Origin of the sequence: Micrococcus sp. Mcc28 (assembly GCF_024519775.1) — a bacterium.
GTDB lineage: Bacteria > Actinomycetota > Actinomycetes > Actinomycetales > Micrococcaceae > Micrococcus > Micrococcus luteus.
This window is the reverse complement of the sequence record NZ_JALJRH010000001.1, coordinates 106,037-130,181: the sequence shown is the minus strand read 5'-3', so window position 1 is coordinate 130,181 and position 24,145 is coordinate 106,037. Positions and strand designations below refer to the sequence as shown.

Here is a 24,145-nt window from a genome sequence, read left to right as displayed (position 1 = left end):
GTCCGGAACAGGTCCGCGCGGGCCATCCTCCAGGTTATCAGCGACGCCGAAGGGGGCGTGGAGTAGGGTGTCCGGGTGCACAGCGAGACCCCGGACCCATCCCCTGTCCCGGACCGCGACGGCGCCGCCCCCGATCGACCCGACCCGCTGATCGTCGTCGGCGAGGGGCAGGGCCGCGTCGTCCCGGCGCCCACGGCGGCCCCGTCCTCGTCCCATGACGCCGGCGGCGACCCGGACGCGGACATCGACGGCGTCGACCCTGAGGCCGCCGAGCCGCCCACCCTGGTGACGGTGGACGTGCTGGCCGGCTGGCTCGGTCTGGCCCCCGTCGAGGACCTGCCGCCGGTGCCCGGGGGCCCGGCCTACGCCCAGCCGGGCCGATGCCGCCCGAACCGGGTGATCCTGCTCGACGTCCGGTTCCGGGCCACGGGGGGCGGGCCGGACCACGCCGCCTATCTCCAGGGCCATCTGCCGGGCGCCGTCTACGTCTCCCTGCCCAGCCAGCTCGCCGGCCACGCCGGTCCGGCGGCGGGGCGCCACCCCCTGCCGGACGCGCGCCAGTTCGCGGAGACCGTGCGGATGTGGGGGATCGACGAGGGCGACACCATCGTGGTCTACGACGACGACCACGGCCTGTCCGCCGCGCGCGCCTGGTGGCTGCTGCGCCACGCGGGGCTGCGGGACTCCGTGCTCCTGGACGGCGGCCTCGAGGCGTGGCGCGCCGCGGGCCTGCCCCTGCAGCCCGGTGAGGTCATCCCGGTGCCCGGCACCGCCCGGCCGTCGTGGGGCCGCATGCCCGTCGTGGACACGGCCGGCGCCGAGGCGATGGCCTCCGGCGGTCTGCTCCTCGACGCGCGGGCGGCCGAGCGCTACCGCGGGGAGGTCGAGCCCTTCGACCCCGTGGCCGGGCACATCCCCGGGGCGCGGAACGTGCCCACGGCGGAGAGCATCGCCGAGGACGGTCGCCTGCGGCCCGCCGCGGAGCTGGCGGAGCGGTTCGACGCCGTCGGCGTGGACGACGCCACTCCCGTGGCCGTGTACTGCGGCTCGGGCATCACCGCGGCGCACGCCGTGCTCACCCTGGCCGTCGCGGGGCGACCCGGAGTGGCGCTCTACCCGGGTTCGTGGTCAGCATGGGTCCAGGACCCGTCCAACGCCGTCGCGGTCGGCCCCGAGCCCTACGGCGCGTCCGGCCGGGAGTGATGAGCCCCGGGGCCCCGCCCCGCCGACCCCCAGGAGGACCCCCCATGGCCACCGTCTTCAGCAGGATCGTCGCCGGCGAGCTGCCCGCCCGCTTCGTGTGGCAGGACCCGACGTGCGTCGCGTTCCTGTCCGCCGCACCGCTCCAGCCGGGGCACACGCTCGTGGTGCCCCGTGAGGAGGTGGACGAATGGGTGGAGGTCGACCCGGCGCTGGTCACGCACCTGACGACGGTCGCCCAGCAGATCGGCAAGGCGCAGGTGGCGGCGTTCTCCGCGCGCCGGGCCGGGCTCATGATCGCCGGCTACGAGATCCCGCACCTGCACGTGCACGTGTGGCCCTCCACCTCGCTCGCCGACTTCGACCTGGCCCGCGTGGACAACGCCCCCGATCCGGCAGACCTGGACGACGCCGCCGCCCGCCTCCGCGCGGCCCTGCGGGACCTGGGCCACGGCGAGGTCGTCCCGCAGGACTGACGGCCCGCGCCGCCCGGACCCGGCTCAGGCGCGCGTGGCCCGGGCGAGCGCCTGACGCACCCGCTTCTCGGAGACCGAGACCGCCGTGCCCAGCTCCTGGGCGAAGAACGAGACGCGCAGCTCCTCGATGAGCCAGCGCACCCGCTCCAGCTCCGCGGGCACGGGCGTGCCCGCGAACCGGGCGCGGTGGGCCGCGACGGCGGCGTCGAACTCGTCCTCGAGCCCCTGCACCACCGCCATGTGCTGCCCGTCGCGCTGCAGGTGGCCGCCGGCGTCCAACCGGTCCAGGCGCGTCAGCATGCCCTGCAGGTAGCGCGGCAGGTGCTGCAGCCGCTCCCAGCCCGTGGTGGCCACGAAGCCGGGGAACACGAGCTGCTCGAGGTGTGCCTTCACGTCCGACAGCGCCGGCGCGAGGGCGAGCGAGACCGAGCCCTTGAGCCGGCGTCGCACCTGCGCGGCCCGGGAGAGCACCTGCTCCACCAGGGACGTGACGGCGAAGACCGTGTCGATCAGGTCGGCCCGCACCCGGTCGAACAGGGCGCGGAACGCGGCCTCGTCGAACGGCAGCTCGTCCCCGACGAGACGGTCGACGGCGGCCTGCGTGCAGTCCGCGACGAGGGAGTCCACCGAGCCGTGCGGGTTCTGGGTGAAGGTGAGCTTCTCCCGGTTGTCCAGGTGGTCCAGCACGTAGCGCTGGGGGCTGGGCAGGGTGGCCAGCAGCAGCCGGATCACCCCGGCCCGGTGCCAGGCCGCCTGGTCGTCCGCGGACCGGGCCACGGTCAGGCCGGCCGCGGGGCCGCCGTCGGGCGTGGTCTCGGGCACCAGGCTCGGGTAGCCCGTGATGGCGGGGCCGCGCGCCCCGGCCGCGGTGGAGACGGTCTTCGGCACCGTGCCGATGCTCCACGAGGTCAACCCGTGCCGCTCCTCGAAGGCCGGCGTCGCGTCGGACCGCCCGGGGCCCTCCGGGCGACGGCGTCCCTCGGCCCCGGCCCGCCCGTCGGCCTGGGCCCGGCCGCCGCGGCCCGTGCCGCGCGGCCCCGGCCGGGCCGAGGCGGGATCGTCGGTGCCGGCGAGCCGGGCGGCGATCGCGGAGCGGTTGGCCTGCGCGAGCCGGGCCTGCAGCGCGGGCAGGTCCTGGCCGGCGCCCATCACGGCGCCGCGGGCGTCCACGACGCGGTAGTCCATCCGCAGGTGCAGGGGCACCGCGTCCAGGGCCCACAGTCCGGGCTCCACCACCACGCCGCGCACCCGGCGCACGGCCGCGGACAGCGCGTCCGGCAGCTCGTCCCGCAGCGGGTCGGCGTGGGCCTCGAGGTCCGCGACGAGCTGCTGGGCCACGTCCGGGGCGGGCACGAGGTTCTTGCGCACGGCCTTGGGCAACGCCTTGATGAGGGCGGTGACGAGCTCGACCCGCAGGCCGGGGACCAGCCACGCGAAGGGGCCGGGGGAGACCTGGTTGAGCAGCAGGATCGGCACGGCCACGGTCACGCCGTCGGTGCCGGCCGCGCCGGTCGGGTCGAACGTGTACTCGAGGTCGAGCTCCACGTCGCCGCCGGGCATCGGATACGTGAACGTGGTGGGGAACGCGTCGGTGTCCAGGTCCTCGGCGTCGGCGGTGAGCAGGGCGGCGACGTCGAGGTCCAGCAGGTCCGGCTGATCCTGGCGCGCCTTCTTCCACCACGCGTCGAAGTGCCGCTCGGAGACGACGTTTCCCGGGATCCGCGCGTCGTAGAAGGCGAACAGGTCCTCGTCCCCGATCCGCAGGTCGCGGCGGCGCAGGCGCGTCTCGAGGGCGTCGACCTCCTCGAGCGCAGCCCGGTTGCGGGCGAAGAACCGGTGACGCGTGCGCCAGTCGCCCTCCACGAGGGCGTGCCGGATGAACAGCTCGCGGGAGAGCTCCGGGTCGATCCGGCCGTACCGGACCGAGCGGTCCGGGATCAGAGTGACGCCGAACAGCGTCACCTTCTCGCGCGCGACGACGGAAGCCGCCCGCCGCGACCAGTGCGGCTCGTTGTAGGTCCGCTTGACGAGGTGGCCGGCGACCTCCTCGGCCCACTCCGGCTCGATCCGGGCCACCGTGCGCGCCCACAGCCGGGAGGTCTCCACGAGCTCGGCGGCCATGACGAACGGGTGGCGCTTCTTGAACAGGGCGGAGCCGGGGAACACGGCGAAGCGGGTGCCGCGGGCGCCCACGTACTCGCGACGGCGCTCGTCGTAGGCGCCGATCTGCGAGAGCAGGCCCGTGAGCAGGGACTTGTGCACCGCCTCGTGCCGGCCGACCGGGTCCACGGGTCCGGACTCGACGGTGAGGCCCACGTCCTTGGCGAGCTGGCGCAGCTGGCGCACCAGGTCCTGCCACTCCTGCACGCGCAGCCAGTTGATGTGCTCACGGCGGCACAGCTTGCGGAACTGGGAGCCGGAGAGCTCCTTCTGCCGCTCGTGCAGGTAGGCCCAGAGGTTCAGGATCGCGGAGAAGTCCGAGTTCTCGTCCGCGAACCGGCGGTGCAGCTCGTCCGCGGCCTCGCGCTGCTCCGTGGGGCGCTCGCGGGGGTCCTGGATGGTCAGGGCCGCGGCGATCACCATGACCTCCCGGACGCAGCCGCGCTCACCGGCCTCGAGGATCATGCGACCCAGCCGCGGGTCCACGGGCAGGCGGGCCAGGCGGCGTCCGACCCGGGTGATGGTGCCCGCGCGGGCGCCGCCGGCCTCGAGCGCGCCGAGCTCGGTGAGCGTGGTGGCGCCGTCGGTGACCTGACGGCCGTCCGGCGGCTGGACGAAGGGGAACTCCTTGACGTCGCCCGGGGTGCGGGCCACGCCGAGGGAGAGCATCTGCAGGATCACCGAGGCCAGGGAGGTGCGCAGGATCTCCGGGTCCGTGAACTCGGGGCGGGAGAGGTAGTCTTCCTCCGAGTACAGGCGGATCGCGATGCCGTCCGAGGTGCGGCCGGACCGGCCCGCGCGCTGGTTCGCGCTGGCCTGGGAGACGCGCTCGATCGGCAGGCGCTGCACCTTGGTGCGGTTCGAGTAGCGCGAGATGCGCGCGGTGCCCGTGTCGATCACGTACTTGATGCCCGGCACGGTCAGGGACGTCTCGGCGACGTTCGTGGCCAGCACGATCCGCCGGCGCACCCCGGCCCCGGCGCGGCCGAACACGCGGTGCTGCTCCGCCATGGACAGGCGGCCGAACAGCGGCAGGATCTCCGTGCCGGCCAGGCGCGTGGTGCCGGCGACGACGCCTGTCAGGTGGTCCGCGGCCTCGCGGATCTCCCGCTCGCCCGGCAGGAACACGAGGATGTCACCCGGCGGCTCGGCGGCCAGCTCGAGGACGGCGTCGCCGATCGCGTCGAGGGGGTCGCGGGTCTCGGCGGCGTCGTCCGCATCGTCCTCGGGGTCGTCGGGGGAGGGCTCGTCGGTCAGCGGCCGGTAGCGGATCTCGACGGGGTAGGTGCGCCCCGAGACCTCGATGATCGGCGCCGGGACCACGCGGCCGCCGTCGTCGGCCTCCACCGCGTCCGCATGGTCCTCGCCCGCGGCCAGCGGCCGGCCGAAGTGCCGGGCGAAGCGCTCCGGGTCGATGGTGGCCGAGGTGATGATCACCTTCAGGTCCGGGCGCTGGGGCAGCAGGTTGCGCAGGTAGCCCAGGAGGAAGTCGATGTTGAGGCTGCGCTCGTGGGCCTCGTCCACGATGATCACGGAGTAGCGGCGCAGCTGCGGGTCGTGGGGGATCTCGGCCAGCAGGATGCCGTCCGTCATGACCTTGACCCGGGTGGCCTTCGAGGTCTGCGCCGTGAAGCGGACCTGGTAGCCGACCGTCTGCCCGATCTCCTCGCCCAGCTCCTGCGCGATGCGTTCGGCCACGGAGCGGGCGGCGATGCGCCGGGGCTGGGTGTGGCCGATCGAGCCGGCCTCCCCGAGCCCGAGGGCCAGGCACATCTTCGGCAGCTGCGTGGTCTTGCCCGAGCCGGTCTCGCCCGCGACGATCACCACCTGGTGGTCGCGGATCGCGGCCATGATCTCCTCACGGCGCTCCGCCACCGGCAGGTGTTCGGGGAACGTGATCGCGACGGCGTCGTGGGGCGTCGCCGACGGCTGCGCGGCGGGCGTGGAGGGCGGGGGAGTCTGCGTCATGACGGCCTCCATCCTAGGCGCGCGGGGGCCCGGGCCGACCCGGACGGGGCGAATCTGGGACGGACCTGGGACTGGGGCTGAGAGTCCGGATGTGATTCTCTGGAGCCCATGGACACGAACACCGTCTTCCTGTTGGCGGCGATCGGCCTCTATTTCCTCGCGATGATCGCGATCGGCCTGTACGCCTCCCGCAAGAACACCGACCTCGACGACTACATGCTCGCAGGACGCGACATGAAGCCGTCCGTCGCGGCGCTCTCCGCGGGTGCGTCCGACATGTCCGGCTGGCTCCTGATGGGCCTGCCCGGCGCGATCTACGCCGCGGGCCTGGTCGAGGGCTGGATGGCGGTCGGCCTGACCGTGGGCGCGTGGGTGAACTGGCGCGTGGTCGCCCCCCGCCTGCGCTCCTACACCGAGGTGGCCGGGAACTCGATCACGATCCCGTCCTTCCTCGAGAACCGATTCAAGGACCGCACGCACATCCTGCGGATCGTGGCCGGCCTGATCATCCTCGTGTTCTTCACCTTCTACGTGTCCTCGGGCATGGTGGCCGGCGGCAAGTTCGTCGAGTCCACCTTCGGCCCCGACTCCTTCTACGCCCAGGGCATCAGCATCAACTACCTCACCGGCATGCTCGTGGTCGCGGGCATCACGGTGCTCTACACCCTGTTCGGCGGCTTCCTCGGCGCCTCGCTGACGGACGTGGCCCAGGGCATCCTCATGTTCCTCTCCCTGCTGGCCGTCCCCATCGTCGTGATCCTGACCATGGGCGGCTGGGACGCCGTCGTCGAGGGCATCCGCGCCGCCGACGCCGCCGGCGGCGGAGTGAACCACTTCTCGATGTTCGAGAACGCAACGCTGATCGGCGTCCTGTCCTCCCTCGCCTGGGGCCTGGGCTACTTCGGCCAGCCGCACATCATCGTCCGCTTCATGGCCCTGCGCACCCCGCACGACGCGGCCGTCGCCCGGCGCGTCGGCATCGGCTGGATGGCGCTGTCCGTGTTCGGTGCCGTGATGGTGGCCCTCGTGGGCATCGCCTACTTCCAGGCCAACCCCGGCACCACGCTCGAGGACCCGGAGACCGTGTTCCTGGTGCTTGCCTCGATCATGTTCCACCCGTTCGTGGCCGGCCTGGTGCTGGCCGCCGTCCTCGCCGCGATCATGTCCACGCTCTCCTCGCAGCTGATCGTGTGCTCCTCCGCCCTGGTGGAGGACCTCTACATGCTGCGCGGGCGCACCGGTTCCCCGACGTTCACCCTGTGGCTCGGCCGCATCGGCGTGCTGGTGGTGGCGCTCGTGGCGGGGCTGCTCGCCCTCAACCCGGACTCCTCCGTGCTCGAGCTCGTCTCCTTCGCGTGGGCCGGCTTCGGCGCCGCCTTCGGCCCTGTGATCCTGCTCGCCCTGTACTGGCCGCGGTTCACCTCGTGGGGGGCGATGGCCGCCATGGTCACCGGCGCCGCCGTCGCCTGGGTGTGGTCCGAGGCCAGTGCCGAGACGTGGGAGTGGTTCGGCCTGTACGAGCTGCTGCCGGGCTTCGTCGCCGCCTTCGTGGTGGGTGTGGTGGTGTCCCTCGTGACCCAGCGCTCGCGCCGGGTGCAGCGGCGGATCGACGCCGAGTTCACCGGCGCGATCGACATCGTGGCCGGCCGCGAGCCGGACCCGGACGTGGCCCCGGCCGCCATGACGCGCGACGCCGCCGGGGGCTCGACCGCATCCGCCGCGGATCCGCGCGCGCAGGCGTGAGGCTCTTCCTCGCGATCCGTCCGCCGAGGGCCGTGCTCGACCACCTCGAGCCGGCCCTCGACGGCGTCCGGGACCGGGCCGGACGCGCGCTGCGCTGGACCGAGCCGGAGCAGCGGCACCTGACGCTGGCGTTCCACCCGGAGGTGCCCGCCGGCGCCGTGGACGACGTCGTCGCCGACGCCGGCCGCATCGCGGCGGGACATGCCCCGCTGCACCTGCACCTGGCCGGAGCGGGGGAGTTCTCCCACCGCACGCTCTGGGTGGGGGTGGGCGGGCAGGTCCGGGAGCTCGGCGCGCTCCTGGCGGAGCCCTGGCTCGCCGACGACGACGGCCGGGACCGCCGGCGTGCCCACCTCACCGTGGCGCGGGTCTCGGCCGCCGCGCCCCGACCTCGGGGTCGGAGGCGGGGCGAGCCCCGTCCGCCGGCACCGGCCACCGTCCTGCTGGCCGAGGCCGTGCGCGCGCTCGCCGTGTACCGCGGTCCGCAGTGGACCGCCGACGGGGTCGAGGTCGTGGCGTCCCGGCTCGGCGAGGGACGGTCCGGCGGGCCGCTGCACGAGGTGCTGGCGACCGTCCCGCTGCGCGGCTGAGAGGCCGACGGGGCGGCCGGAGCGGGAGACCCGCCCGGCCGACCCGGCCCCGGGTCAGCCCTCCAGGGGGCCCTGCACCGCGTACAGGCGCTTGTTGGCGAACTCGTCCACGGCCATGGGGCCGAGCTCGCGGCCGAAGCCCGAGCGCTTCACGCCGCCGAAGGGCAGGTTCGCGCCGGCGGCGGAGGCGAGGTTCACGTTCGCCATCCCCACCTCGAGCTGGTCGGCCACGCGCTTGGCCTCGTCCAGGTCCGTGGAGAACACGGCGCCGCCGAGACCGTACTGGGAGTCGTTGGCCAGCGCCACGGCCTCCTCGGCCGAGGACACCTTGTAGACCACGGCGGCCATGCCGAACAGCTCCTGCGTGTAGGCGGGGTTCTCCTGGTCCACGTCCGTGATCACGGCCGGGGAGACGTAGAAGCCCTCGCCCTCCGGGCCGGAGACGCGCTCGCCGCCCACGTGGACGGTGGCGCCGGCCTCCTTGGCCGCGGCGATCTGCTCGGTGAGCCCGTCGGCCGCGGACTCGGAGGACAGCGGGCCGTAGACGTCGGCGTCGCGCGAGGTCGGGTCGCCGGGCTTCATCGCCGAGGAGCGCTGGACCAGCTCATCCACGAAGTCGTCGTAGATGTCCTCCATGACGATCATGCGCTTGTTCGAGTTGCAGGCCTGGCCCCAGTTGCCCATCCGGGTGGCCAGTGCGTCGCGGGCGGCGGCGCGGGCGTCCGGCGCGGAGAGCACGATGTACGGATCGGAGCCGCCGAGCTCGAGCACAACCTTCTTGAGGTGCCGGCCGGCCTGCTCGGCGACGGTGGCGCCGGCCCGCTCCGAACCGGTGAGGGACACGCCCTGCACGCGCGGATCGGCGATGATCGTGGAGATCTGGTCGTGGGTGGCGAACACGTTCTGGTACACGCCCTCCGGGAGCCCGGCTTCGGTGAAGAGCTCTTCCAGCAGCTGCGCCACCTGCGGGTTGATCTCGGCGTGCTTGAGCAGGATGGTGTTGCCCAGCACGAGGTTCGGCGCCACGAAACGGGCCACCTGGTACACCGGGAAGTTCCACGGCATGATCCCCAGCAGCGGGCCGAGCGGCAGCCGCTGGATGAACGCCTCCTGCCCGGAGAACTGCTTGATCCGCTGGTCCGCGAGCAGCTCCTCGGCCTCGTCCGCGTAGTACCCGAAGATCTGGGCGCCGTAGCGCACCTCGCCGACTGCCGCGCCGAGGGACTTGCCCATCTCCGTGGTGATCAGCGCGGCGATGTCCTTGGAGCGCTCGGCCAGCAGCTCGGAGATCCGCTTCACGACGGCGGCGCGCTCGGCCACCGACTTCCGGGACCACTGCTCGTACGCGGCCTGCGAGGCGTCGAGGGCGTCGGCGATCTGCTGATCCGTGGCGTTGTCGAAGGACTTCAGCAGCTCCCCGGTGGCCGGGTTGATCGTGCGGTAGCCCTGAGAGGCGGAGGTGGTGGTCATCAGTCGTCACCCTTTCGTGTGGACGTCCTGCGTTGAGCTCCCCATCCTGCCGGAGGCCCCCGCTCACTCCCAGATCCCGGACGCCCCTCTTCGCCAGGAGCCGAGAAGGTGGGTGTCCACGATCCCGGCGGCCTCCATCAGGGCGAAGCACGTGGTCGGCCCCACGAATCGGCAGCCGTGCGCCTTCAGCGCCCTCGCGAGCGCGCGCGACTCGTCCGAGGTCGAGGGGACCTGCGCCACCGTCTCCGGCCGTGGGGTCGCGGCAGGCTGGTGCGCCCAGACCAGCCCCGGCAGACCGCGGACCGGCCGGTCGCCGTCGCCGTGCCAGGCGGGGCCCGCGCCGGGGGAGCCCGGGTGCAGCGGGGCGAACCGCTCACCGCGCATCCCGACGACGGCCTGCGCGTTCGCGATCGCCGCCTCGATCTTGCGCCGGTTCCGGATGATGCCGGGGTCCGCCAGCAGCGCCTCGACCTCCGCGTCCCCGAACGCCGCGACGGCGTCCGCGTCGAAGCCCGCGAACACCTCCCGGAACCGGGGCCGCTTGGCCAGGACGGTCCGCCAGCTCAGGCCCGACTGGAACGCCTCGAGGACGAGGCGCTCGAACAGGCCCCGCTCGTCCGTGACGGGCAGGCCCCACTCCGTGTCGTAGTACTCCCGCAGCAGCGGATCCCGTGCCGCCCACGGCGGGCGGGCCCGCCCGTCCTCACCCACGACGACGCCACTCGGCGGCGCCTGTCGCCCGTCGGCCGGTGGATCCTCGGCGAGGGTGGAGACGGGGGCGGGGAGGCCGTCGTCGGCGTGGTGCGCGCTCATGCATCCGAGCCTAGGAGCGGCCCCGGACATCCGGAACCGGAACGCGACGCCCGGGGACGCCACGCCGTCTGCGGACACCTGTGCAGGAGGCACGGCCGGACCTCGTCACTCGAGCCGCCCGGCCCGCAGCCGCCACGTGTGGTCGCACCGGGCCGCCACGGCGGGGTCATGCGTCACGATCACGATCGCCCGCTCCGGCTGGGACATGGAGCGGAAGAGCCCCATCACCTCGTCGGTGCGCTCCTCGTCCAGGGCGCCCGTCGGCTCGTCGGCGAGCAGCAGGGAGGGCCCCATGATCACGGCCCGGGCGATGGCCACGCGCTGGCGCTCGCCGCCGGAGAGTCGGCCGACGGGGTGGTGGAGACGGTCTCCGAGCCCGAGCCGCGTCAGAAGCTCGGCGGCCATGTCGCGACGCTCGCGCTTCGCCGGGCGCGGCCGCGCGTAGAGCAGCGGCAGGGCCGCGTTGTCCATGGCGGTCGCCCGATCGATGAGCAGATGGTCCTGGAGCACGATGCCGCACGTCCGGTTCCGGTAGGCGTCGCCGTCGGACGACCACGGTGCCGGCAGGCTCCGCCCAGCCACACGGATGCTGCCGGCGTCCGGTGTGTCAAGGCAGGCGAGGAGCCGCAGCAGGGTGGACTTGCCGGACCCGGAGGGTCCCATGATCGCGTGGACGCCGCCCTCGGGGACCTGGAGTGAGACGCCTCGGAGCACGGGGACATCCCCGGCGGGGCCGCGGTAGGAGCGGTGCACGTCGTGCACGGTGAGCAGGGACATCACACGGTCCTTTCGACGAGTGCCGCCGTGCGGACGGCCCGGTGCAGCCGGCGGAGGGGATGACGGGTGCACGCAGCGGCGATCGCCAAGACGACCGCCAGCCCGACCACGACGACGGCAGGCGCCGGACGCAGTCCGCCCGCTTCCGAGGCGATGCCGAGGCCGAGCAACGATCCGAGCACGGCCGGAATGCCCCATACCGCGGCCACGGATGTGGCGATCCGGAGCCGGATCAGTCGTCTGGGCGCCCCGACCGTCAGGTGCGCCAGCCACGCGGGCGTGAGTCGACGGGTCATGGTCGTCAGGAGGCTCACCACCGTCACGACGGCGCTGGCAAGCCCGGCGGTGTAGGCGGTGACCATGAGCGCGGCACCGCGGGCTTCTCGGGCGATCGGAGACCTGGCCGAGGCGATCGGGGCCAACTCGGCGACCACGCCCGTCTCGTCCTCGAGGACGTCGAGTGCCGCTCTCACCTCGGAGGCCGCGTCCTGGCGTGCCACGACGGAACCGTAGACCGCCGCGAGCTGGGCCGGTTCGATCAGGCCGGCCATGGTCGTGGTGCTGGTGACGATGACGGGCGACTCACCCAGGGGCCAGAGGGATCCGTCGGCCCGCGGCGCGGCCGCGTCCCCGGGGAGTGGGCCGGCATAGCTGTGGGGTGTGGACCCCACATACACGGTGCCGCCCGGCCCCCCGGAGGTGATCGCGGCGGGAGCGAAGTACACGCCCTCGGCGGGACTGACGGCAGCGGCAGCGCCGAACTCCCGGGCCAGACCAGGCGTGGCGATGACCGCCCCCTGCAGCCGGGGGTCCTCGATTCCGATGGCGTCCGTCACGAGAAAGGCACGGGGGTCGACTCCGTCGACATGGGCGGCGAACGCCCGGGAGACGGTGTCGACGGCGCGGGGGCGGAGGTCGGTCGTGACGGCGGGGTCCAGAATCCTGGCTGTCACCAGGCCCGACGACTCGGCGTCCTCGAGCACCTCGAGCGCCGTGGTCACCCCGCCGGCGACGCCCAGGGCCAGTCCGAACACGACCGACGCCACGGTCGTGTGCAGCAGGGACAGGAACAGCAGTCCGGGCGTGTCGAACAGGTCGCGGAGGCCGTCCGCAACGGCCCGCATGGCTGCCATCATGCGTGTGCCCTTCGGACCCAGAGGGTGGACAGGGTCGTGCTGAGGATGAGGATGGCGTCCACGACGAGCACGGCGGACCAGAGGAGAGCGGTGCCCCCCGTGAGCCCGATCTCCGCGTCCCACCGGGGCCATGCCACGAGCCAGACTCCGCCGGCACTCGCGGCGGCGGTCGCCCAGGCGAGCATGGCGGGCCGGACACCGAGCCGGGCCGCTCGCAGCGGGGAGGCACCGACGAGGCGGTGCGAGGTGACGGCAGGGAGCAGTCGACTGCGCAGGGTCGTGCGCCAGACGACCTGTGCGCCCAGCAGGGCGAAGCCGGCGATCACGGCGAGCAGGGGCACGTGGACACTGCGTCGCATCGCTGCCTCCCACGGCGGCGGGAGCGGGACGACGTCGACGACGACACCGGCCCGCCGCAGCGATTGGACGAGCTCGTCGACCTGGGCCGGTGAGCCGCCGATCACGCCGGCAAGGGACGAACTGTCGGTGGAGAGGAACGGGACCAGGAGGTCTGCTTCGGTGGCGCGATCCGGCGCGGAGGAGAGGTCTCGGACGACGACCCGATCGACGTCCGGCCAGCTCAGTTCGCCCGCAGCGGCACGTGCGGCAAAGGGGGAGGTGCTGGGGACGACCGCGGTCGGGGCGACGCCATCCGGGAGCACGTCCAGAGCAGGTCGGCCGGCGAGGGCAGTCACGTGGGGGCTCGTGGACGTGGCCGCAGAGCCGGAGTCCGGTCCCGTCAGCGACGTCCGGATCATGGGCCAGGCCTCGCCAGCGGGGAATGCCGAGATCTCGTACACCGTGCCGTCCATGCGCCAGCGTTCCTCCTTCTCCACCCCGACGTAGGACGCGAGGAGCGCTGCTGTTCCGAGCGTGATCAGGAGAAGGAGGAATCTCGAGACGAGCATCCGGGTCATCACGGCTGGCCCGAGGAGAGCTGAGCGGCTGGATGATGCCTCACCTGGGAAGCGCCCCTGGGGTGCGGACCGGCGGGGTCATGTCGACTTTCACGTCATATTCCATCCACTCAATTCCTGTGGGCGAATGGGACACGCATCACAGGGGCCTGACGGAATAGTGAGCCCAGTGTGTGTGTGAGTCAAGAGGCATCACCACTCGATCGACCACCGAGCGCACTGCCCCGTCCGTGGGGCCGCGCCTTCGCCGTCCCGGAGGGCCTTGTCCTGGCGATCGCGTCATGACCTGGTGGCGGCCCTCAGGTCATGACGCGATCGTCAGGTGGCGCAGGGGCGGGCCATCCCGCCCCACCTCACCCCGCGTCCGGCCTCAGGCGTCCGAGGCGGTGCGGATCGTCGGCTCGGGCAGGTACACGGACCCGCCGGCGGCCCGGAACTCCGCGGACTTCGCGGCCATGCCGGCCTCGGCGATCCGCGCCTGCTCGGACGCGCCGCCGAACTCGCTGCGGATGTCCTGGCTGATGCGCATGGAGCAGAACTTCGGCCCGCACATCGAGCAGAAGTGGGCGGTCTTGGCGGGCTCGGCCGGCAGCGTCTCGTCGTGGTACTCCTCGGCGAGCTGCGGATCCAGGCCGAGGCCGAACTGGTCGCGCCAGCGGAACTCGAAGCGCGCCTTGGACAGCGCGTCATCGCGGTCGCGGGCGCCGGGGTGGCCCTTGGCGACGTCGGCGGCGTGCGCGGCGATCTTGTAGGTGATCACGCCCGTCTTCACGTCGTCCCGGTCCGGCAGGCCCAGGTGCTCCTTGGGCGTGACATAGCAGAGCATCGCGGTGCCGTAGCGGGCGATCTCGGTGGCGCCGATGGCCGAGGTGATGTGGTCGTACGCCGGGGCGATGTCCGTGACGAGGGGGCCGAGCGTGTAGAACGGGGCGCCCTTGCACAGCTCCTGCTGGCGCTCCACGTTCTCCCGCACCAGGTGCAGCGGGATGTGGCCGGGGCCCTCCACCATGACCTGGACGTCGTACGCCCACGCCCGCTCCGTCAGCTCGGCGAGCGTGTCGAGCTCGGCGAACTGGGCGGCGTCGTTGGCGTCCGCCACGGAGCCCGGCCGCAGGCCGTCGCCCAGGGAGAACGCGACGTCGTAGCGCGCGAAGATCTCGCAGAGCTCGTCGTAGTTCTCGTAGAGGAAGTTCTCCTTGTGGTGGCCCAGGCACCAGCCGGCCATGATCGAGCCGCCGCGGGAGACGATGCCGGTCACGCGGTCCGCGGACAGCGGCACGTGGCGCAGCAGCACGCCGGCGTGCACGGTCATGTAGTCCACGCCCTGCTCGCACTGCTCGATCACGGTGTCGCGGAAGATCTCCCAGGTCAGGGCCTGGTGGTCGCCGCCGACCTTCTCGAGGGCCTGGTAGATCGGCACGGTGCCGATCGGCACCGGGGAGTTGCGCAGGATCCACTCGCGGGTGGTGTGGATGTCGTCGCCCGTGGACAGGTCCATCACGGTGTCCGCGCCCCAGCGGGTGGCCCACTGCAGCTTCGAGACCTCCTCGGCGATCGACGACGTCACCGCCGAGTTGCCGATGTTCGCGTTGACCTTCACGGCGAACGCCTTGCCGATGATCATCGGCTCCGACTCGGGGTGGTTCACGTTCGCCGGAATGATGGCGCGGCCGGCCGCGACCTCGGAGCGCACCAGCTCCACGTCCACGCCCTCGCGCAGGGCGACGTAGCGCATCTCCGGGGTGATCTCGCCGCGCCGGGCGTAGTGCATCTGGGTGACGCGCGCGCCCTCCTTGGCGCGCAGCGGGGGGCGGCGCTCGCCGGCCCACTCCTGTGAGGCGGCGCCGCGGCGCACGGCCGAGCGGCCGTCGTCGAGCAGGTCGCGCTCGCGGCCCTCGTACTCCTCGACGTCGCCGCGGGCGCGGATCCACTCGGCGCGCTGGGCGGGCAGGCCGCGCTCGGGCACGGAGCCCGGGCCCATGGTGCGGTAGACGGTCAGGGGCGCATTGGGCGTGCCGTCGGGGGAGTCGTCCTGGTGGACCTCGGTGACGGGCACGCGGATGCCGTGCTCGGCGTCCTCGAGCCAGCCCAGACGGTGCGTGGGGTAGTTCTCCTCGGCGACGACCTCGGCCGTCGACTCGGCTGCGGGCAGGGGGGTGCGCTCGGAAACGGACATGGCCGCGGCTCCTTCTTCCTTCGCCGGAATGACCCGGACAGGTTCAGACGGTCTCCGGGCGGCGTCAGCCCGGTCTCAGCCCCGTGCCGTGGGGCTCCCGTGGGATGCGAACGACCCTAGCACGTCCCCTGCGGGGCCTCACCGCCGTCGGCAGCGGCCATGCGGCGGGCCGCTCAGGCGCGCGCCGCGCGGGCCGCCCGCCGGCGTACCGTGGTGCGCTCGACGATCCACGTCACGACCAGCATCACGATGATGACGATGCCGGCGTAGCCGAGGACGGGGTAGACGGTGCCCACGAGGTCGGAGAAGCCGACGCTCGAGAGCAGGGTGGCGGCCAGGGCCGTGACGACGGCGATGACCCAGCCCGGCACGCGGCGCATCGAGGACAGCAGGGCGATGCGCTCCACCCCGCCGTACAGGCACGAGACCGCCGTCGTGAACTGCGCCAGCAGCAGGACGACCGTGTACAGCAGGGCGGCCCAGCCGCCGATCATCGCGGCCAGCTCGACCATGGGCAGCTCGGCACGGCCGATGAGCTGGGCGTGGACGGTCAGCGCGGCCATCACCGCGCCGGCCATCACCACGAGGCCCAGTGCCCCGAGCCCGGCCCCGGCGACGAGGGAGCGGCCCGACGAGGAGCTCTCCTCGCCGATCGGGGCGAGCACCGCGTAGGCCAGCTGGATGTTGAAGGCCACGTACAGCACGCCCGAGAGCCACCACTGGTTGATCAGCGGGGACGAGGTCACGAGCGCGGCGACGTCGTCCACCGCGGCCCCCGGGTTCGCCAACCCCCACACCGCGACGCCGACGGCGACCACGATGATCAGGGGGACCACCACGGCCTGGACGCGCACGAGGCCCGTGATGCCGGCCAGCACCGAGACCACGCAGACGGCGGCCATCACCAGCGAGCCCACGAGCGAGGGCAGCCCGAACGCGGTGTGCACCGCCGCCCCGGCCCCGGCCAGCATGATCACCAGCGTCCCCAGCAGGGACGTGGTGATGCACAGGTCCGCGAACCAGGTGGGCACGCGCGACGTCGTGGGGTTCACGATCCGGTGGATGTCCGTGGTCCGCAGCTTCTGCGCCAGCCGCAGCACGATCACCGCGAGCAGGAAGAACAGCGCGCCGGCGATCACGAGCGCCCCCGTGCCGCCCCAGAGGCCGAAGCTCACGAAGTACTGCAGGATCTCGTTGCCCGAGGCGTACCCGGCGCCGATGGTGGTGCCGATGAACGTGGCGGCGATCCCGAGCGGGGAGGTCGGCCGCAGCGGCGCCGACTCCTCGGCTTGGCCGGGGTGCGCGGGAGAGCTCTCTGTGACGTGGGACATGCGACTACATTCTCATGGGCGGGATCGGCCCGGCCCGGACGGCCGATCCGCCCCGACCCGAAGGAGCCCCCGCATGACCCCCGCCGTCCCCCGCGTGCTCAGCATCGCCGGCTCCGACTCCGGCGGCGGCGCCGGTGTCCAGGCCGACTTGAAGACCATCGCCGCGTGGGGCGGCTACGGGATGACCGCGATCACCGCGATCACCGCCCAGAACACGCAGGGCGTGCAGGCCGTCCACCCGCTGCCGGTGGACGTGGTGCGCGCCCAGCTCGACTCGGTCGCCGCCGACATCGCCGTGGACGCCGTGAAGATCGGCATGCTCGGCACGGTGGAGCTCATGCGGGCTGTCGCCGGCTGGCTCGAGGAGACCCGACCCGCCGTCGTCGTGCTGGACCCGGTCATGGTGGCCTCGAGCGGTGACGCCCTCACCGCGGTGGGCGACGACGACGGGCGCGCCGCGTGGGCCCGGCTGCTGCGGGTGGCGCACCTGGTGACACCCAACCTGCCCGAGCTGGCCCGGCTGACCGGGCGGGACGCGACGGACTGGGACGCCGCCCTCGACGCGGCGCGGGGCCTGGCCGCCGAGCACGGGGTGACGGTGCTGCTCAAGGGCGGGCACCTGGACGAGACCGAGGCGCCCGAGGCCGCAGCGGCGGAGGTGCCGGACGCCGTCGTGCGCGTGGACGGGGCTGTGCACGAGGTGCGCGGCCCGCGCGTGACGACCCGCGCCTCGCACGGCACCGGCTGCACCCTCTCCTCGGCCCTGGCCACGCTGGCCGGGGCGGGCCTGAGCTGGGAGGACGCACTCGAGCGGGCCAAGCCGTGGCTGGCCGACGCGATGCGGGCGGGGGAGGCGCTCGCGGTCGGGGACGCCTCGCGGCCGACGTGGCACGGGCCCGTCGACCACGGTCATGCGCAGCGGGGCTGAGGGCGGGACCTCCGGGCTTCGACACGTTCGAGGCGGGAAATCCGGCGAATACGCACCTCGGGACGTCCCATGAGGTCGATTTCCCGCCTCGAATGCCGGTGACCCGGACCTCCCGCTCCGCTCGAGCGTCCGGGTCCGCAGAACGCAGAAGAGCCGGACCACCGTGTCGCCACGGGGGTCCGGCTCTGTTCGCTCGTGCCCCCGGCAGGATTCGAACCTGCGGCCTTCTGCTCCGGAGGCAGACGCTCTATCCCCTGAGCTACGGAGGCGGGGGTCGCGACGCGTCGAGCGCGTTGCGGACTCGTCGACTCTACACCATCAGGACGGCCCGTCCGTGACCTCCCCGCGGGGCGCGTCAGCCGGGCAGGCCCGCGCGCAGGGTCCGGGCCGCGGCCTCGGGGTCCTCGGCCTGCGTCACGGCGCGGACCACCACGATCCGTTCCGCCCCGGCCGCGCGGACCTCGGGCAGCCGGTCCGCGTCGACGCCGCCGATGGCGAACCACGGCCGCGCCCCCGCCGGGTCCTCCGCGTCCAGGCGTGCGGCGAGGGTCGGCAGTTCCAGTCCGACGGCGGCCCGGCCCGGCTTCGTGGGCGTCGCCCACACCGGCCCCGTGCAGAAGTAGTCCAGGCCGTCCTCCGCGCGGGCGCCGCGCACCTGCGCCTCGGTGTGGCACGAGCGGCCGAGCACCACGTCCGGGCCCAGCAGGGCGCGGCACTGCGCGGTGGTCAGGTCGGTCTGGCCCGTGTGGAACACGTCCACCCCGGCCAGGGCGGCGACGTCGGCGCGGTCGTTGGCGGCCGAGAGCGCCCCGTGCTCCCGGGCCAGCGGGACGAGCGTGGCGAACGCGGCCAGCTCGACCGCCACGTCCACGGCCTTGTCCCGCACCTGGATCACGTCTACTCCGCCGCGGAACGCCGCCGCGCAGAAGTCGGCGAACGCGGCCGTGTCGAGCGTGCCGTCCGGGCGCAGGAACCGCTGCAGGTCGGTGCAGACGTACAGCCGGGAGGCGGCGAGGCGGGCGCGGCGGCGCGCGCCGGGGCCGGTGCCGCCGTCGTCGCGGCCGGCCGCGGTCATCAGGAGCGGATCGGGGGAGTGCATGCGCCCACTGTGGCAGACTGGCCGCTGTTCCATGGGAGCCCGGGCCGCACACGCCGGGCTGAGAGGGCCGCAGGGGCGCACCGCGCCGGCGCGGCCGACCATCACCACTCGATGCGGGTCATGCCGCCGTGAGGAGGACCGGTCCGTGCACGTGGCCGTCGTCGGGGCCGGGATCATCGGCCTCACCGCCGCCGTGCGTCTGCGTGCCGCAGGCCACGCCGTCACCCTGATCGCCCCCGAGCTGGACGCCGCCGGGCGCCCGCACGCCGTGGCCGGGGCCACCCACGCCGCGGCGGGGATGCTCGCGCCGCTCGCCGAGACCCAGTTCAGCCAGGACGACCTCGCCCCGCTGCTGCAGGCCGGCTGGGAGGCCTACCCGGCCCTCGTGGACCTGCTCGCCGCCTTCACCGATGTGGAGACGGGCTTCCTCGCACAGGGCGCCTGGATCGTGGCCGCGGACCCCTCGGACGCCCGCGCCTGGGACCACGTGCTCGAGCACGCCTCGATCCTCGGTCGCCGGGTCGAGCCCGTCTCCGTCCGCGCGCTGCGCCGCGCCGAGCCCGCCCTGGCCCCGGGCCTGGCCGCCGGCTTCGACGCCCCGGACGACCATCAGGTGGACCCGCGACGGCTCGCCGCCGCCTGCGTCGCCGCCCTGCGCGCCGAGACCGGACCCGACGGCGGCCCGCTCCCGGTCGGCGCCGGACCCGCCGCCCGGTTCGTGGCCGGACGCGTCACCGCCGCCGGCCCGGAGGGCGAGGGGGTGCGCCTCACGCTGGCCGACGGGGGCGTCCTCACCGCCGACGGCGCGGTCCTCGCCGCGGGCCTGGGCCACCGCGGGATCGGCGGCGCGGCCACCGCCGTCGAGGTCCCGCTGCGCCCCGTCCACGGCGACGTGCTGCGTCTGCGGGTGCGCCCCGAGCAGCTGCTGCCGGGGGAGTCGCACCTGATCACCCGCACCGTCCGCGGCCTCGTCCACGGGCGCCAGGTCTACCTCGTGCCCCGCGCGGACGGCACCCTCGTGGTCGGCGCCTCGGCCCGCGAGGACGGCCTGGCCGGCACCTCCGCCGGGGCCGTGCTGGACCTGCTCGCCGACGCCGCCGCGATCCTGCCCGCCGTCCGCGAGTGCGAGCTGGTCGAGATCACCACCGCCGCCCGCCCCGGCACCCCCGACGACGCCCCGCGCGTGCTCGCCGTGCCCGAGGCTCCGGGCGCCGTCGTCGCCACCGGCTTCCACCGTCACGGGATCCTGCTCGCCCCCTGGGCGGCCGGGCGGATCCTCGAGCTGCTGCACGCCCGCCTGAAGGAGATCGCATGAGCACCCTCCCCCTGACCCTCAACGGAGAGCCCGCCGAGCTGGCCGTGGCCACCGTCCGCGACGTCGTCGCGCACGTCACCGGGCGCGCGATCGGCGAGGACGGCGCCGCCGCGGATGGGCGGCGGCTCGGCGTGGCCGTGGCGGTCGGCGGCGAGGTCGTGCCCCGGTCGGCCTGGGCCACCCGGGAGCTGGCCGCCGGGGACGAGGTCGACGTCGTCACCGCGGTGCAGGGGGGCTGAGCGATGGCCGAGCACCGCACCCCGCCCGCCGCCCCCGCGATCCCGCCGCTGCGGATCGGCGGCTACGACCTGGCCTCCCGGCTCATCATGGGCACGGGCGGCATCACCGACCTGACCGCCCTCGAGGGCGCCCTCGTCGCCTCCGGCACCACGCTCACCACCGTGGCGCTGCGCCGCTGGTCCGCGGACACCCGTGACGGCCTGGTCGCGCTGCTGGACCGCCTCGGCATCGACGTGCTGCCCAACACCGCCGGCTGCTACACCGCCCGGGACGCCGTGCTCACCGCCCGGCTCGGCCGGGAGGCGCTCGAGACCGACCTCGTGAAGGTCGAGGTCATCGCCGATGAGCGCACCCTGCTGCCCGACGTCGTCGAGACCCTCGAGGCCACCGAGCGGCTCGCCGCCGACGGCTTCACCGTCCTGGCCTACACCTCGGACGACCCCGCCATGGCGCTGCGCCTCGAGCAGGCCGGCGCCGCCGCCGTCATGCCGCTGGGCTCGCCGATCGGCTCGGGGCTGGGCATCCTCAACCGCGCACACCTGGAGCTGATCGTCTCCCGCGCCTCCGTGCCGATCGTGCTCGACGCCGGCGTGGGCACCGCCTCGGACGTCGCCCTGGCGATGGAGGCCGGCTGCGACGCCGTGCTCGCCGCCTCGGCGATCACGCGCGCCGCCGAGCCCGCCCGCATGGCCCACGCGTGCCGGCTCGCGCTCGAGGCGGGCTTCCACGCCCGCCGTGCCGGGCGCATCCCGCGCCGCGAGCACGCCCTGGCCTCCTCGCCGATGGCCGGGCGGGTCACGGCCGAGGAGGACGAGCGGTGACCGCCGCCCTGGACCCCGCCGCCCGCGAGCCCCGCGACCTCACCGCGCTGTCCGACACCCAGCTGGAGCGCTTCGCCCGCCACCTGAGCCTGGACGGCTTCGGCCCCGAGGCCCAGCTGGCGCTGCTGCGCTCCCGCGTCCTCGTGGTCGGCGCCGGCGGCCTCGGGGCGCCCGTGCTGACCTACCTCGCCGCCGCGGGCGTGGGGGAGGTCCACGTGATCGACGACGACATGGTGGACCGCTCCAACCTGCACCGCCAGGTGATCCACGCCGAGGCGGACCTCGGCCGCCCCAAGACCGCCTCCGCCGCCGCGACGATGCGCGGCCTGCACCCCGAGGTGCGCGTGGTCGAGCACCGCGAACGCCTGACCGCGGCCAACGCGCTCGAACGGGTCGGCGCCGTGGACCTCGTGCTCGACGGCACGGACAACTACGCGACCCGCTACCTCGTGGCCGACGCGTGCGAGATCGCGGGCGTGCCCGTGGTGTGGGGCGCGATCCTGCGGTTCGCGGGGCAGGTGAGCGTGTTCGCCCCGGGCGGGCCGCTGTACCGGGACGTGTTCCCGGAGCGGCCCGAACCCGGCGAGGTGCCCTCGTGCGCGCAGGCCGGGGTGCTCGGGGTGCTGCCCGGGATCATCGGCTCCCTCATGGCGGCCGAGGCGATCAAGCTGCTCACCGGGGTGGGCGAGCCCCTGGTCGGGCGGCTGCTCTCCGTGGACGCCCTGACGATGCGCTTCCGTGAGCTGCGGCTCGTGGCCGACCCCGAGCGGACCCCCGTGACGGACCTGTCCGCCCACGCGGCCCAGGCCCCCCGCCCGGACGACGCCGACGCCCCCGACTCGGCGGAGGCGTGCGGCGCCGCGGGCGGGGAGATCGCCCCCGCCGCGCTGGCCGCCCTGCTCGCCGACCCCGCCCGGGCCGCGTCCCTCACCCTGCTCGACGTCCGCGAGGACTGGGAGCGCCGCCTGCGCCGCGTCGAGGCCCCCGCGGCGGTGGCCGATCGACACGTCCCGCTCGAGGCCGTCCTCGCGGAGCCGGCGGCCCACGCGCCCGGGCAGGACCGCGTCCTGGTGGTCTACTGCGCCGCCGGAGCCCGGTCGGCCCGGGCGCGGGACGCCGTCGTCGGGGCCGACCCGGGCGCCGGCGGGCGCGTCCTGTCCCTCGCCGGCGGCCTCGCCGCCTGGCCCGCCTGACCCCCCCACCCCGACGAACCCTGCGAGATGGCCCCCACCGCGGGCCGGAGGGGGCCATCTCGCAGGGTTCGTTCGCACGCGCACGGGCGCGGCGGCCCTTCCGTAGACTTGCGCGGGTGAAGCCCGAAGACCTCTCCGCCCTGCTGTCCGCTGTCCTCACCGACGCCGTCGATGCCGGTGACCTCCCCGCCGCGCTGCGGGAGGAGATCACCCCCGCGCGCGTGAAGGTGGAGCGACCCCGCAGCCGCGAGCACGGCGACTGGGCCACCAACGTCGCCCTCCAGCTGGGCAAGAAGGCCGGGATGGCCCCGCGCGACCTCGCCGGGCTCGTGGCCGAGCGCCTGACCGACAAGCCGGGCATCGCCGCCGTCGACGTCGCCGGCCCCGGCTTCCTCAACGTCACCCTGGACGCGGCCTCGGCCGGCGCCCTGGCCCGCGAGATCGTCGAGGCCGGCCCGGAGTACGGCCGCAACGACGCCCTGGCCGGGCACACCGTGAACATGGAGTTCGTCTCCGCCAACCCCACCGGCCCGCTGCACATCGGCCACACCCGCTGGGCCGCGCTGGGCGATGCGATCGCCCGCCTGCTGCGCGCCTCGGGGGCGGACGTCACCGCCGAGTACTACGTCAACGACGCCGGCAACCAGATGAACGTGTTCGCCGACTCGGTCCTCGCCCGCCTGCACGGCCGCGACGTCCCCGCGGGCGGCTACCCGGGCGCGTACGTGCAGGAGCTGGCCGACGCCGTCGCCCTCGAGCACCCGGACGTGCGCGAGCTGACGGACGAGGCCGCCCGCCCGGTGGTCCGCGAGGCCGCGTACCGGCTCCAGATGCAGGACATCAAGGACACGCTCGCCGCCTTCGACGTGCACTTCGACGTGTTCACCTCGGAGCAGACGCTCCACGACTCCGGCGCGATCGACCAGGCCGTGCAGCGGCTGCGCGAGCAGGGCCACATCGAGGACCGCGAGGGCGCCGTGTGGCTCAAGACCACCGACTTCGGCGACGACAAGGACCGCGTGCTCATCCGCGCCAACGGGGAGCCCACCTACTTCGCCGCCGACGCCGCCTACTACCTCCACAAGCGCGACCGCGGCTTCGAGGAGAAGGTGTACCTGCTCGGCGCCGACCACCACGGCTACGTGAACCGCCTCAAGGCGATCGCCGCCGCCGCCGGCGACGACCCGGCGACGAACATCGAGATCCTCATCGGCCAGCTCATCTCGGTCAACGGCGCGAAGCTCTCCAAGCGCGCCGGCAACATCATCGAGCTCAAGGACCTCGTGGAGTGGCTCGGCCGCGACGCCCTGCGCTACGACCTGGCCCGCTACCCCGCGGACTCGCCCCTGACGATCGACCCCGAGCTGCTGCGCTCCGCCACGAACGACAACCCCGTCTACTACGTGCAGTACGCCCACGCCCGCGCCTCGGGCGCGGCGCGCACCGCGCAGGCCCACGGCGTGGACCGCTCCGAGTTCGACGCCGCCCTGCTCACCCACGCCACCGAGTCGGAGCTGCTGGCCCAGCTGGCGGAGTTCCCGGCCGTCGTCGGCGCGGCGGCGCGCCTGCGCGAGCCCCACCGCGTGGCCCGCCACCTCGAGGTGATCGCCGGGGCCTACCACTCGTGGTACGCCGCCTGCCGCATCGTGCCCATGCCCACCGACGACGGGACGCCGCGTCCCGTGGAGACCCTCAACCGCACCCGCCTGTGGCTCAACGACGCCACCGCCCAGGTGCTGGCCAACGGTCTCGGCCTGCTCGGCGTGACCGCCCCGGAGAAGATGTGAGCGCC

General features: G+C 74.2%; 19 protein-coding genes, 1 tRNA gene and 2 riboswitches. Of the genes, 10 read left to right on the top strand and 10 right to left on the bottom strand.

Annotated elements, in window-relative coordinates; all coding sequences use genetic code 11:
• The first annotated feature begins 75 nt into the window (after positions 1–75).
• Together NR073_RS00580 and NR073_RS00575 are read left to right on the top strand one after the other, a co-directional pair.
• Entirely contained in the window at positions 76–1,203 is a 1,128-nt protein-coding gene (locus NR073_RS00580) for a sulfurtransferase (protein ID WP_144919006.1), read from the top strand.
• A 44-nt stretch (positions 1,204–1,247) separates the two neighbouring features.
• Positions 1,248–1,676 (top strand): HIT family protein, encoded by a 429-nt coding sequence (locus tag NR073_RS00575; RefSeq protein ID WP_036341403.1) that lies wholly within the window; start codon positions 1,248–1,250, stop codon positions 1,674–1,676.
• A gap of 24 nt (positions 1,677–1,700) precedes the next feature.
• On the opposite strand, the gene hrpA is transcribed toward NR073_RS00575, so the two are convergent.
• On the bottom strand, positions 1,701–5,804 hold the full coding sequence (hrpA, locus tag NR073_RS00570; RefSeq protein WP_230277820.1) for an ATP-dependent RNA helicase HrpA: 4,104 nt from the start codon (positions 5,802–5,804) through the stop codon (positions 1,701–1,703).
• A gap of 108 nt (positions 5,805–5,912) precedes the next feature.
• Here hrpA and putP point away from each other — a divergent pair, with 108 nt between their 5' ends.
• A complete protein-coding gene (gene putP / locus NR073_RS00565; RefSeq protein WP_098093186.1) occupies positions 5,913–7,547 on the top strand; it encodes a sodium/proline symporter PutP in 1,635 nt (544 codons plus the stop codon).
• Positions 7,544–8,137, top strand: coding sequence for a 2'-5' RNA ligase family protein (locus NR073_RS00560; protein WP_036341396.1), 594 nt, complete (start codon positions 7,544–7,546; stop codon positions 8,135–8,137). Before putP ends, NR073_RS00560 begins: the two co-directional genes overlap by 4 nt.
• A 54-nt stretch (positions 8,138–8,191) precedes the next feature.
• Here NR073_RS00560 and NR073_RS00555 read toward each other — a convergent pair whose 3' ends face one another.
• The 7 genes from NR073_RS00555 to NR073_RS00525 all read right to left on the bottom strand — a co-directional run bounded on the left by NR073_RS00555 (position 8,192) and on the right by NR073_RS00525 (position 16,757).
• The gene (locus tag NR073_RS00555) at positions 8,192–9,607 is read right to left on the bottom strand and encodes an NAD-dependent succinate-semialdehyde dehydrogenase (protein WP_036381712.1); all 1,416 of its coding nucleotides are present in this window, start codon (positions 9,605–9,607) and stop codon (positions 8,192–8,194) included.
• Between the two features lie 63 nt (positions 9,608–9,670).
• Positions 9,671–10,420: a DNA-3-methyladenine glycosylase I gene (locus NR073_RS00550; protein WP_141842609.1), complete on the bottom strand. Its 750-nt coding sequence runs from the start codon at positions 10,418–10,420 to the stop codon at positions 9,671–9,673.
• A 105-nt stretch (positions 10,421–10,525) separates the two neighbouring features.
• Positions 10,526–11,197: an ABC transporter ATP-binding protein gene (locus NR073_RS00545; protein ID WP_036381706.1), complete on the bottom strand. Its 672-nt coding sequence runs from the start codon at positions 11,195–11,197 to the stop codon at positions 10,526–10,528.
• Positions 11,197–12,333 (bottom strand): hypothetical protein, encoded by a 1,137-nt coding sequence (locus NR073_RS00540; protein ID WP_235186472.1) that lies wholly within the window; start codon positions 12,331–12,333, stop codon positions 11,197–11,199. Before NR073_RS00540 ends, NR073_RS00545 begins: the two co-directional genes overlap by 1 nt.
• Positions 12,330–13,250 (bottom strand): hypothetical protein, encoded by a 921-nt coding sequence (locus tag NR073_RS00535; RefSeq protein WP_036381796.1) that lies wholly within the window; start codon positions 13,248–13,250, stop codon positions 12,330–12,332. The genes NR073_RS00540 and NR073_RS00535 overlap by 4 nt, the downstream gene beginning before the upstream one ends.
• Before the next feature lie 370 nt (positions 13,251–13,620).
• Positions 13,621–15,426 (bottom strand): phosphomethylpyrimidine synthase ThiC, encoded by a 1,806-nt coding sequence (gene thiC / locus NR073_RS00530; RefSeq protein ID WP_036341386.1) that lies wholly within the window; start codon positions 15,424–15,426, stop codon positions 13,621–13,623.
• Positions 15,423–15,537: riboswitch (TPP riboswitch) on the bottom strand. It overlaps the preceding gene by 4 nt.
• A gap of 62 nt (positions 15,538–15,599) precedes the next feature.
• Complete coding sequence (locus NR073_RS00525; protein WP_144786182.1) at positions 15,600–16,757, bottom strand: hypothetical protein; 1,158 nt, start codon at positions 16,755–16,757, stop codon at positions 15,600–15,602.
• Positions 16,758–16,830: 73 nt separating this feature from the next.
• Here NR073_RS00525 and thiD point away from each other — a divergent pair, with 73 nt between their 5' ends.
• Positions 16,831–17,685, top strand: a complete 855-nt coding sequence (thiD, locus tag NR073_RS00520; RefSeq protein ID WP_256748538.1) for a bifunctional hydroxymethylpyrimidine kinase/phosphomethylpyrimidine kinase — start codon at positions 16,831–16,833, stop codon at positions 17,683–17,685.
• A gap of 196 nt (positions 17,686–17,881) precedes the next feature.
• Here thiD and NR073_RS00515 read toward each other — a convergent pair.
• Together NR073_RS00515 and thiE are read right to left on the bottom strand one after the other, a co-directional pair.
• A tRNA-Arg gene (locus tag NR073_RS00515) sits at positions 17,882–17,954 on the bottom strand.
• 86 nt (positions 17,955–18,040) lie between these two features.
• Positions 18,041–18,784, bottom strand: coding sequence for a thiamine phosphate synthase (gene thiE, locus NR073_RS00510; protein WP_036316591.1), 744 nt, complete (start codon positions 18,782–18,784; stop codon positions 18,041–18,043).
• Between the two features lie 21 nt (positions 18,785–18,805).
• A riboswitch (TPP riboswitch) is annotated at positions 18,806–18,936 on the top strand.
• Here thiE and NR073_RS00505 point away from each other — a divergent pair.
• The 5 genes from NR073_RS00505 to argS all read left to right on the top strand — a co-directional run bounded on the left by NR073_RS00505 (position 18,930) and on the right by argS (position 24,140).
• The gene (locus tag NR073_RS00505; protein ID WP_036316589.1) at positions 18,930–20,099 is read left to right on the top strand and encodes an FAD-dependent oxidoreductase; all 1,170 of its coding nucleotides are present in this window, start codon (positions 18,930–18,932) and stop codon (positions 20,097–20,099) included. It overlaps the preceding riboswitch by 7 nt.
• Positions 20,096–20,338, top strand: a complete 243-nt coding sequence (thiS, locus tag NR073_RS00500; protein WP_041105270.1) for a sulfur carrier protein ThiS — start codon at positions 20,096–20,098, stop codon at positions 20,336–20,338. Before NR073_RS00505 ends, thiS begins: the two co-directional genes overlap by 4 nt.
• A gap of 3 nt (positions 20,339–20,341) precedes the next feature.
• The gene (locus tag NR073_RS00495; RefSeq protein ID WP_036316581.1) at positions 20,342–21,160 is read left to right on the top strand and encodes a thiazole synthase; all 819 of its coding nucleotides are present in this window, start codon (positions 20,342–20,344) and stop codon (positions 21,158–21,160) included.
• Positions 21,157–22,353 carry a HesA/MoeB/ThiF family protein gene (moeB, locus tag NR073_RS00490; protein ID WP_195081852.1) on the top strand — a complete coding sequence of 399 codons (1,197 nt, stop codon included), beginning with the start codon at positions 21,157–21,159 and terminating at the stop codon, positions 22,351–22,353. Before NR073_RS00495 ends, moeB begins: the two co-directional genes overlap by 4 nt.
• 116 nt (positions 22,354–22,469) lie before the next feature.
• Entirely contained in the window at positions 22,470–24,140 is a 1,671-nt protein-coding gene (gene argS / locus NR073_RS00485) for an arginine--tRNA ligase (protein WP_041103245.1), read from the top strand.
• Positions 24,141–24,145 lie beyond the last annotated feature (5 nt).

What these genes read in the sequence shown, in the direction of transcription:
- NR073_RS00550 (WP_141842609.1), bottom strand. Translation starts at nt 10,420, where the DNA reads ATGAGCGCGCACCACGCCGACGACGGCCTCCCCGCCCCCGTCTCCACC.
- thiS (WP_041105270.1), top strand. Translation starts at nt 20,096, where the DNA reads ATGAGCACCCTCCCCCTGACCCTCAACGGAGAGCCCGCCGAGCTGGCC.
- NR073_RS00555 (WP_036381712.1), bottom strand. Translation starts at nt 9,607, where the DNA reads ATGACCACCACCTCCGCCTCTCAGGGCTACCGCACGATCAACCCGGCC.
- NR073_RS00545 (WP_036381706.1), bottom strand. Translation starts at nt 11,197, where the DNA reads ATGTCCCTGCTCACCGTGCACGACGTGCACCGCTCCTACCGCGGCCCC.
- NR073_RS00495 (WP_036316581.1), top strand. Translation starts at nt 20,342, where the DNA reads ATGGCCGAGCACCGCACCCCGCCCGCCGCCCCCGCGATCCCGCCGCTG.
- thiE (WP_036316591.1), bottom strand. Translation starts at nt 18,784, where the DNA reads ATGCACTCCCCCGATCCGCTCCTGATGACCGCGGCCGGCCGCGACGAC.
- thiD (WP_256748538.1), top strand. Translation starts at nt 16,831, where the DNA reads ATGACCCCCGCCGTCCCCCGCGTGCTCAGCATCGCCGGCTCCGACTCC.
- NR073_RS00525 (WP_144786182.1), bottom strand. Translation starts at nt 16,757, where the DNA reads ATGTCCCACGTCACAGAGAGCTCTCCCGCGCACCCCGGCCAAGCCGAG.
- putP (WP_098093186.1), top strand. Translation starts at nt 5,913, where the DNA reads ATGGACACGAACACCGTCTTCCTGTTGGCGGCGATCGGCCTCTATTTC.
- NR073_RS00575 (WP_036341403.1), top strand. Translation starts at nt 1,248, where the DNA reads ATGGCCACCGTCTTCAGCAGGATCGTCGCCGGCGAGCTGCCCGCCCGC.
- NR073_RS00535 (WP_036381796.1), bottom strand. Translation starts at nt 13,250, where the DNA reads ATGACCCGGATGCTCGTCTCGAGATTCCTCCTTCTCCTGATCACGCTC.
- hrpA (WP_230277820.1), bottom strand. Translation starts at nt 5,804, where the DNA reads ATGACGCAGACTCCCCCGCCCTCCACGCCCGCCGCGCAGCCGTCGGCG.
- NR073_RS00540 (WP_235186472.1), bottom strand. Translation starts at nt 12,333, where the DNA reads ATGATGGCAGCCATGCGGGCCGTTGCGGACGGCCTCCGCGACCTGTTC.
- thiC (WP_036341386.1), bottom strand. Translation starts at nt 15,426, where the DNA reads ATGTCCGTTTCCGAGCGCACCCCCCTGCCCGCAGCCGAGTCGACGGCC.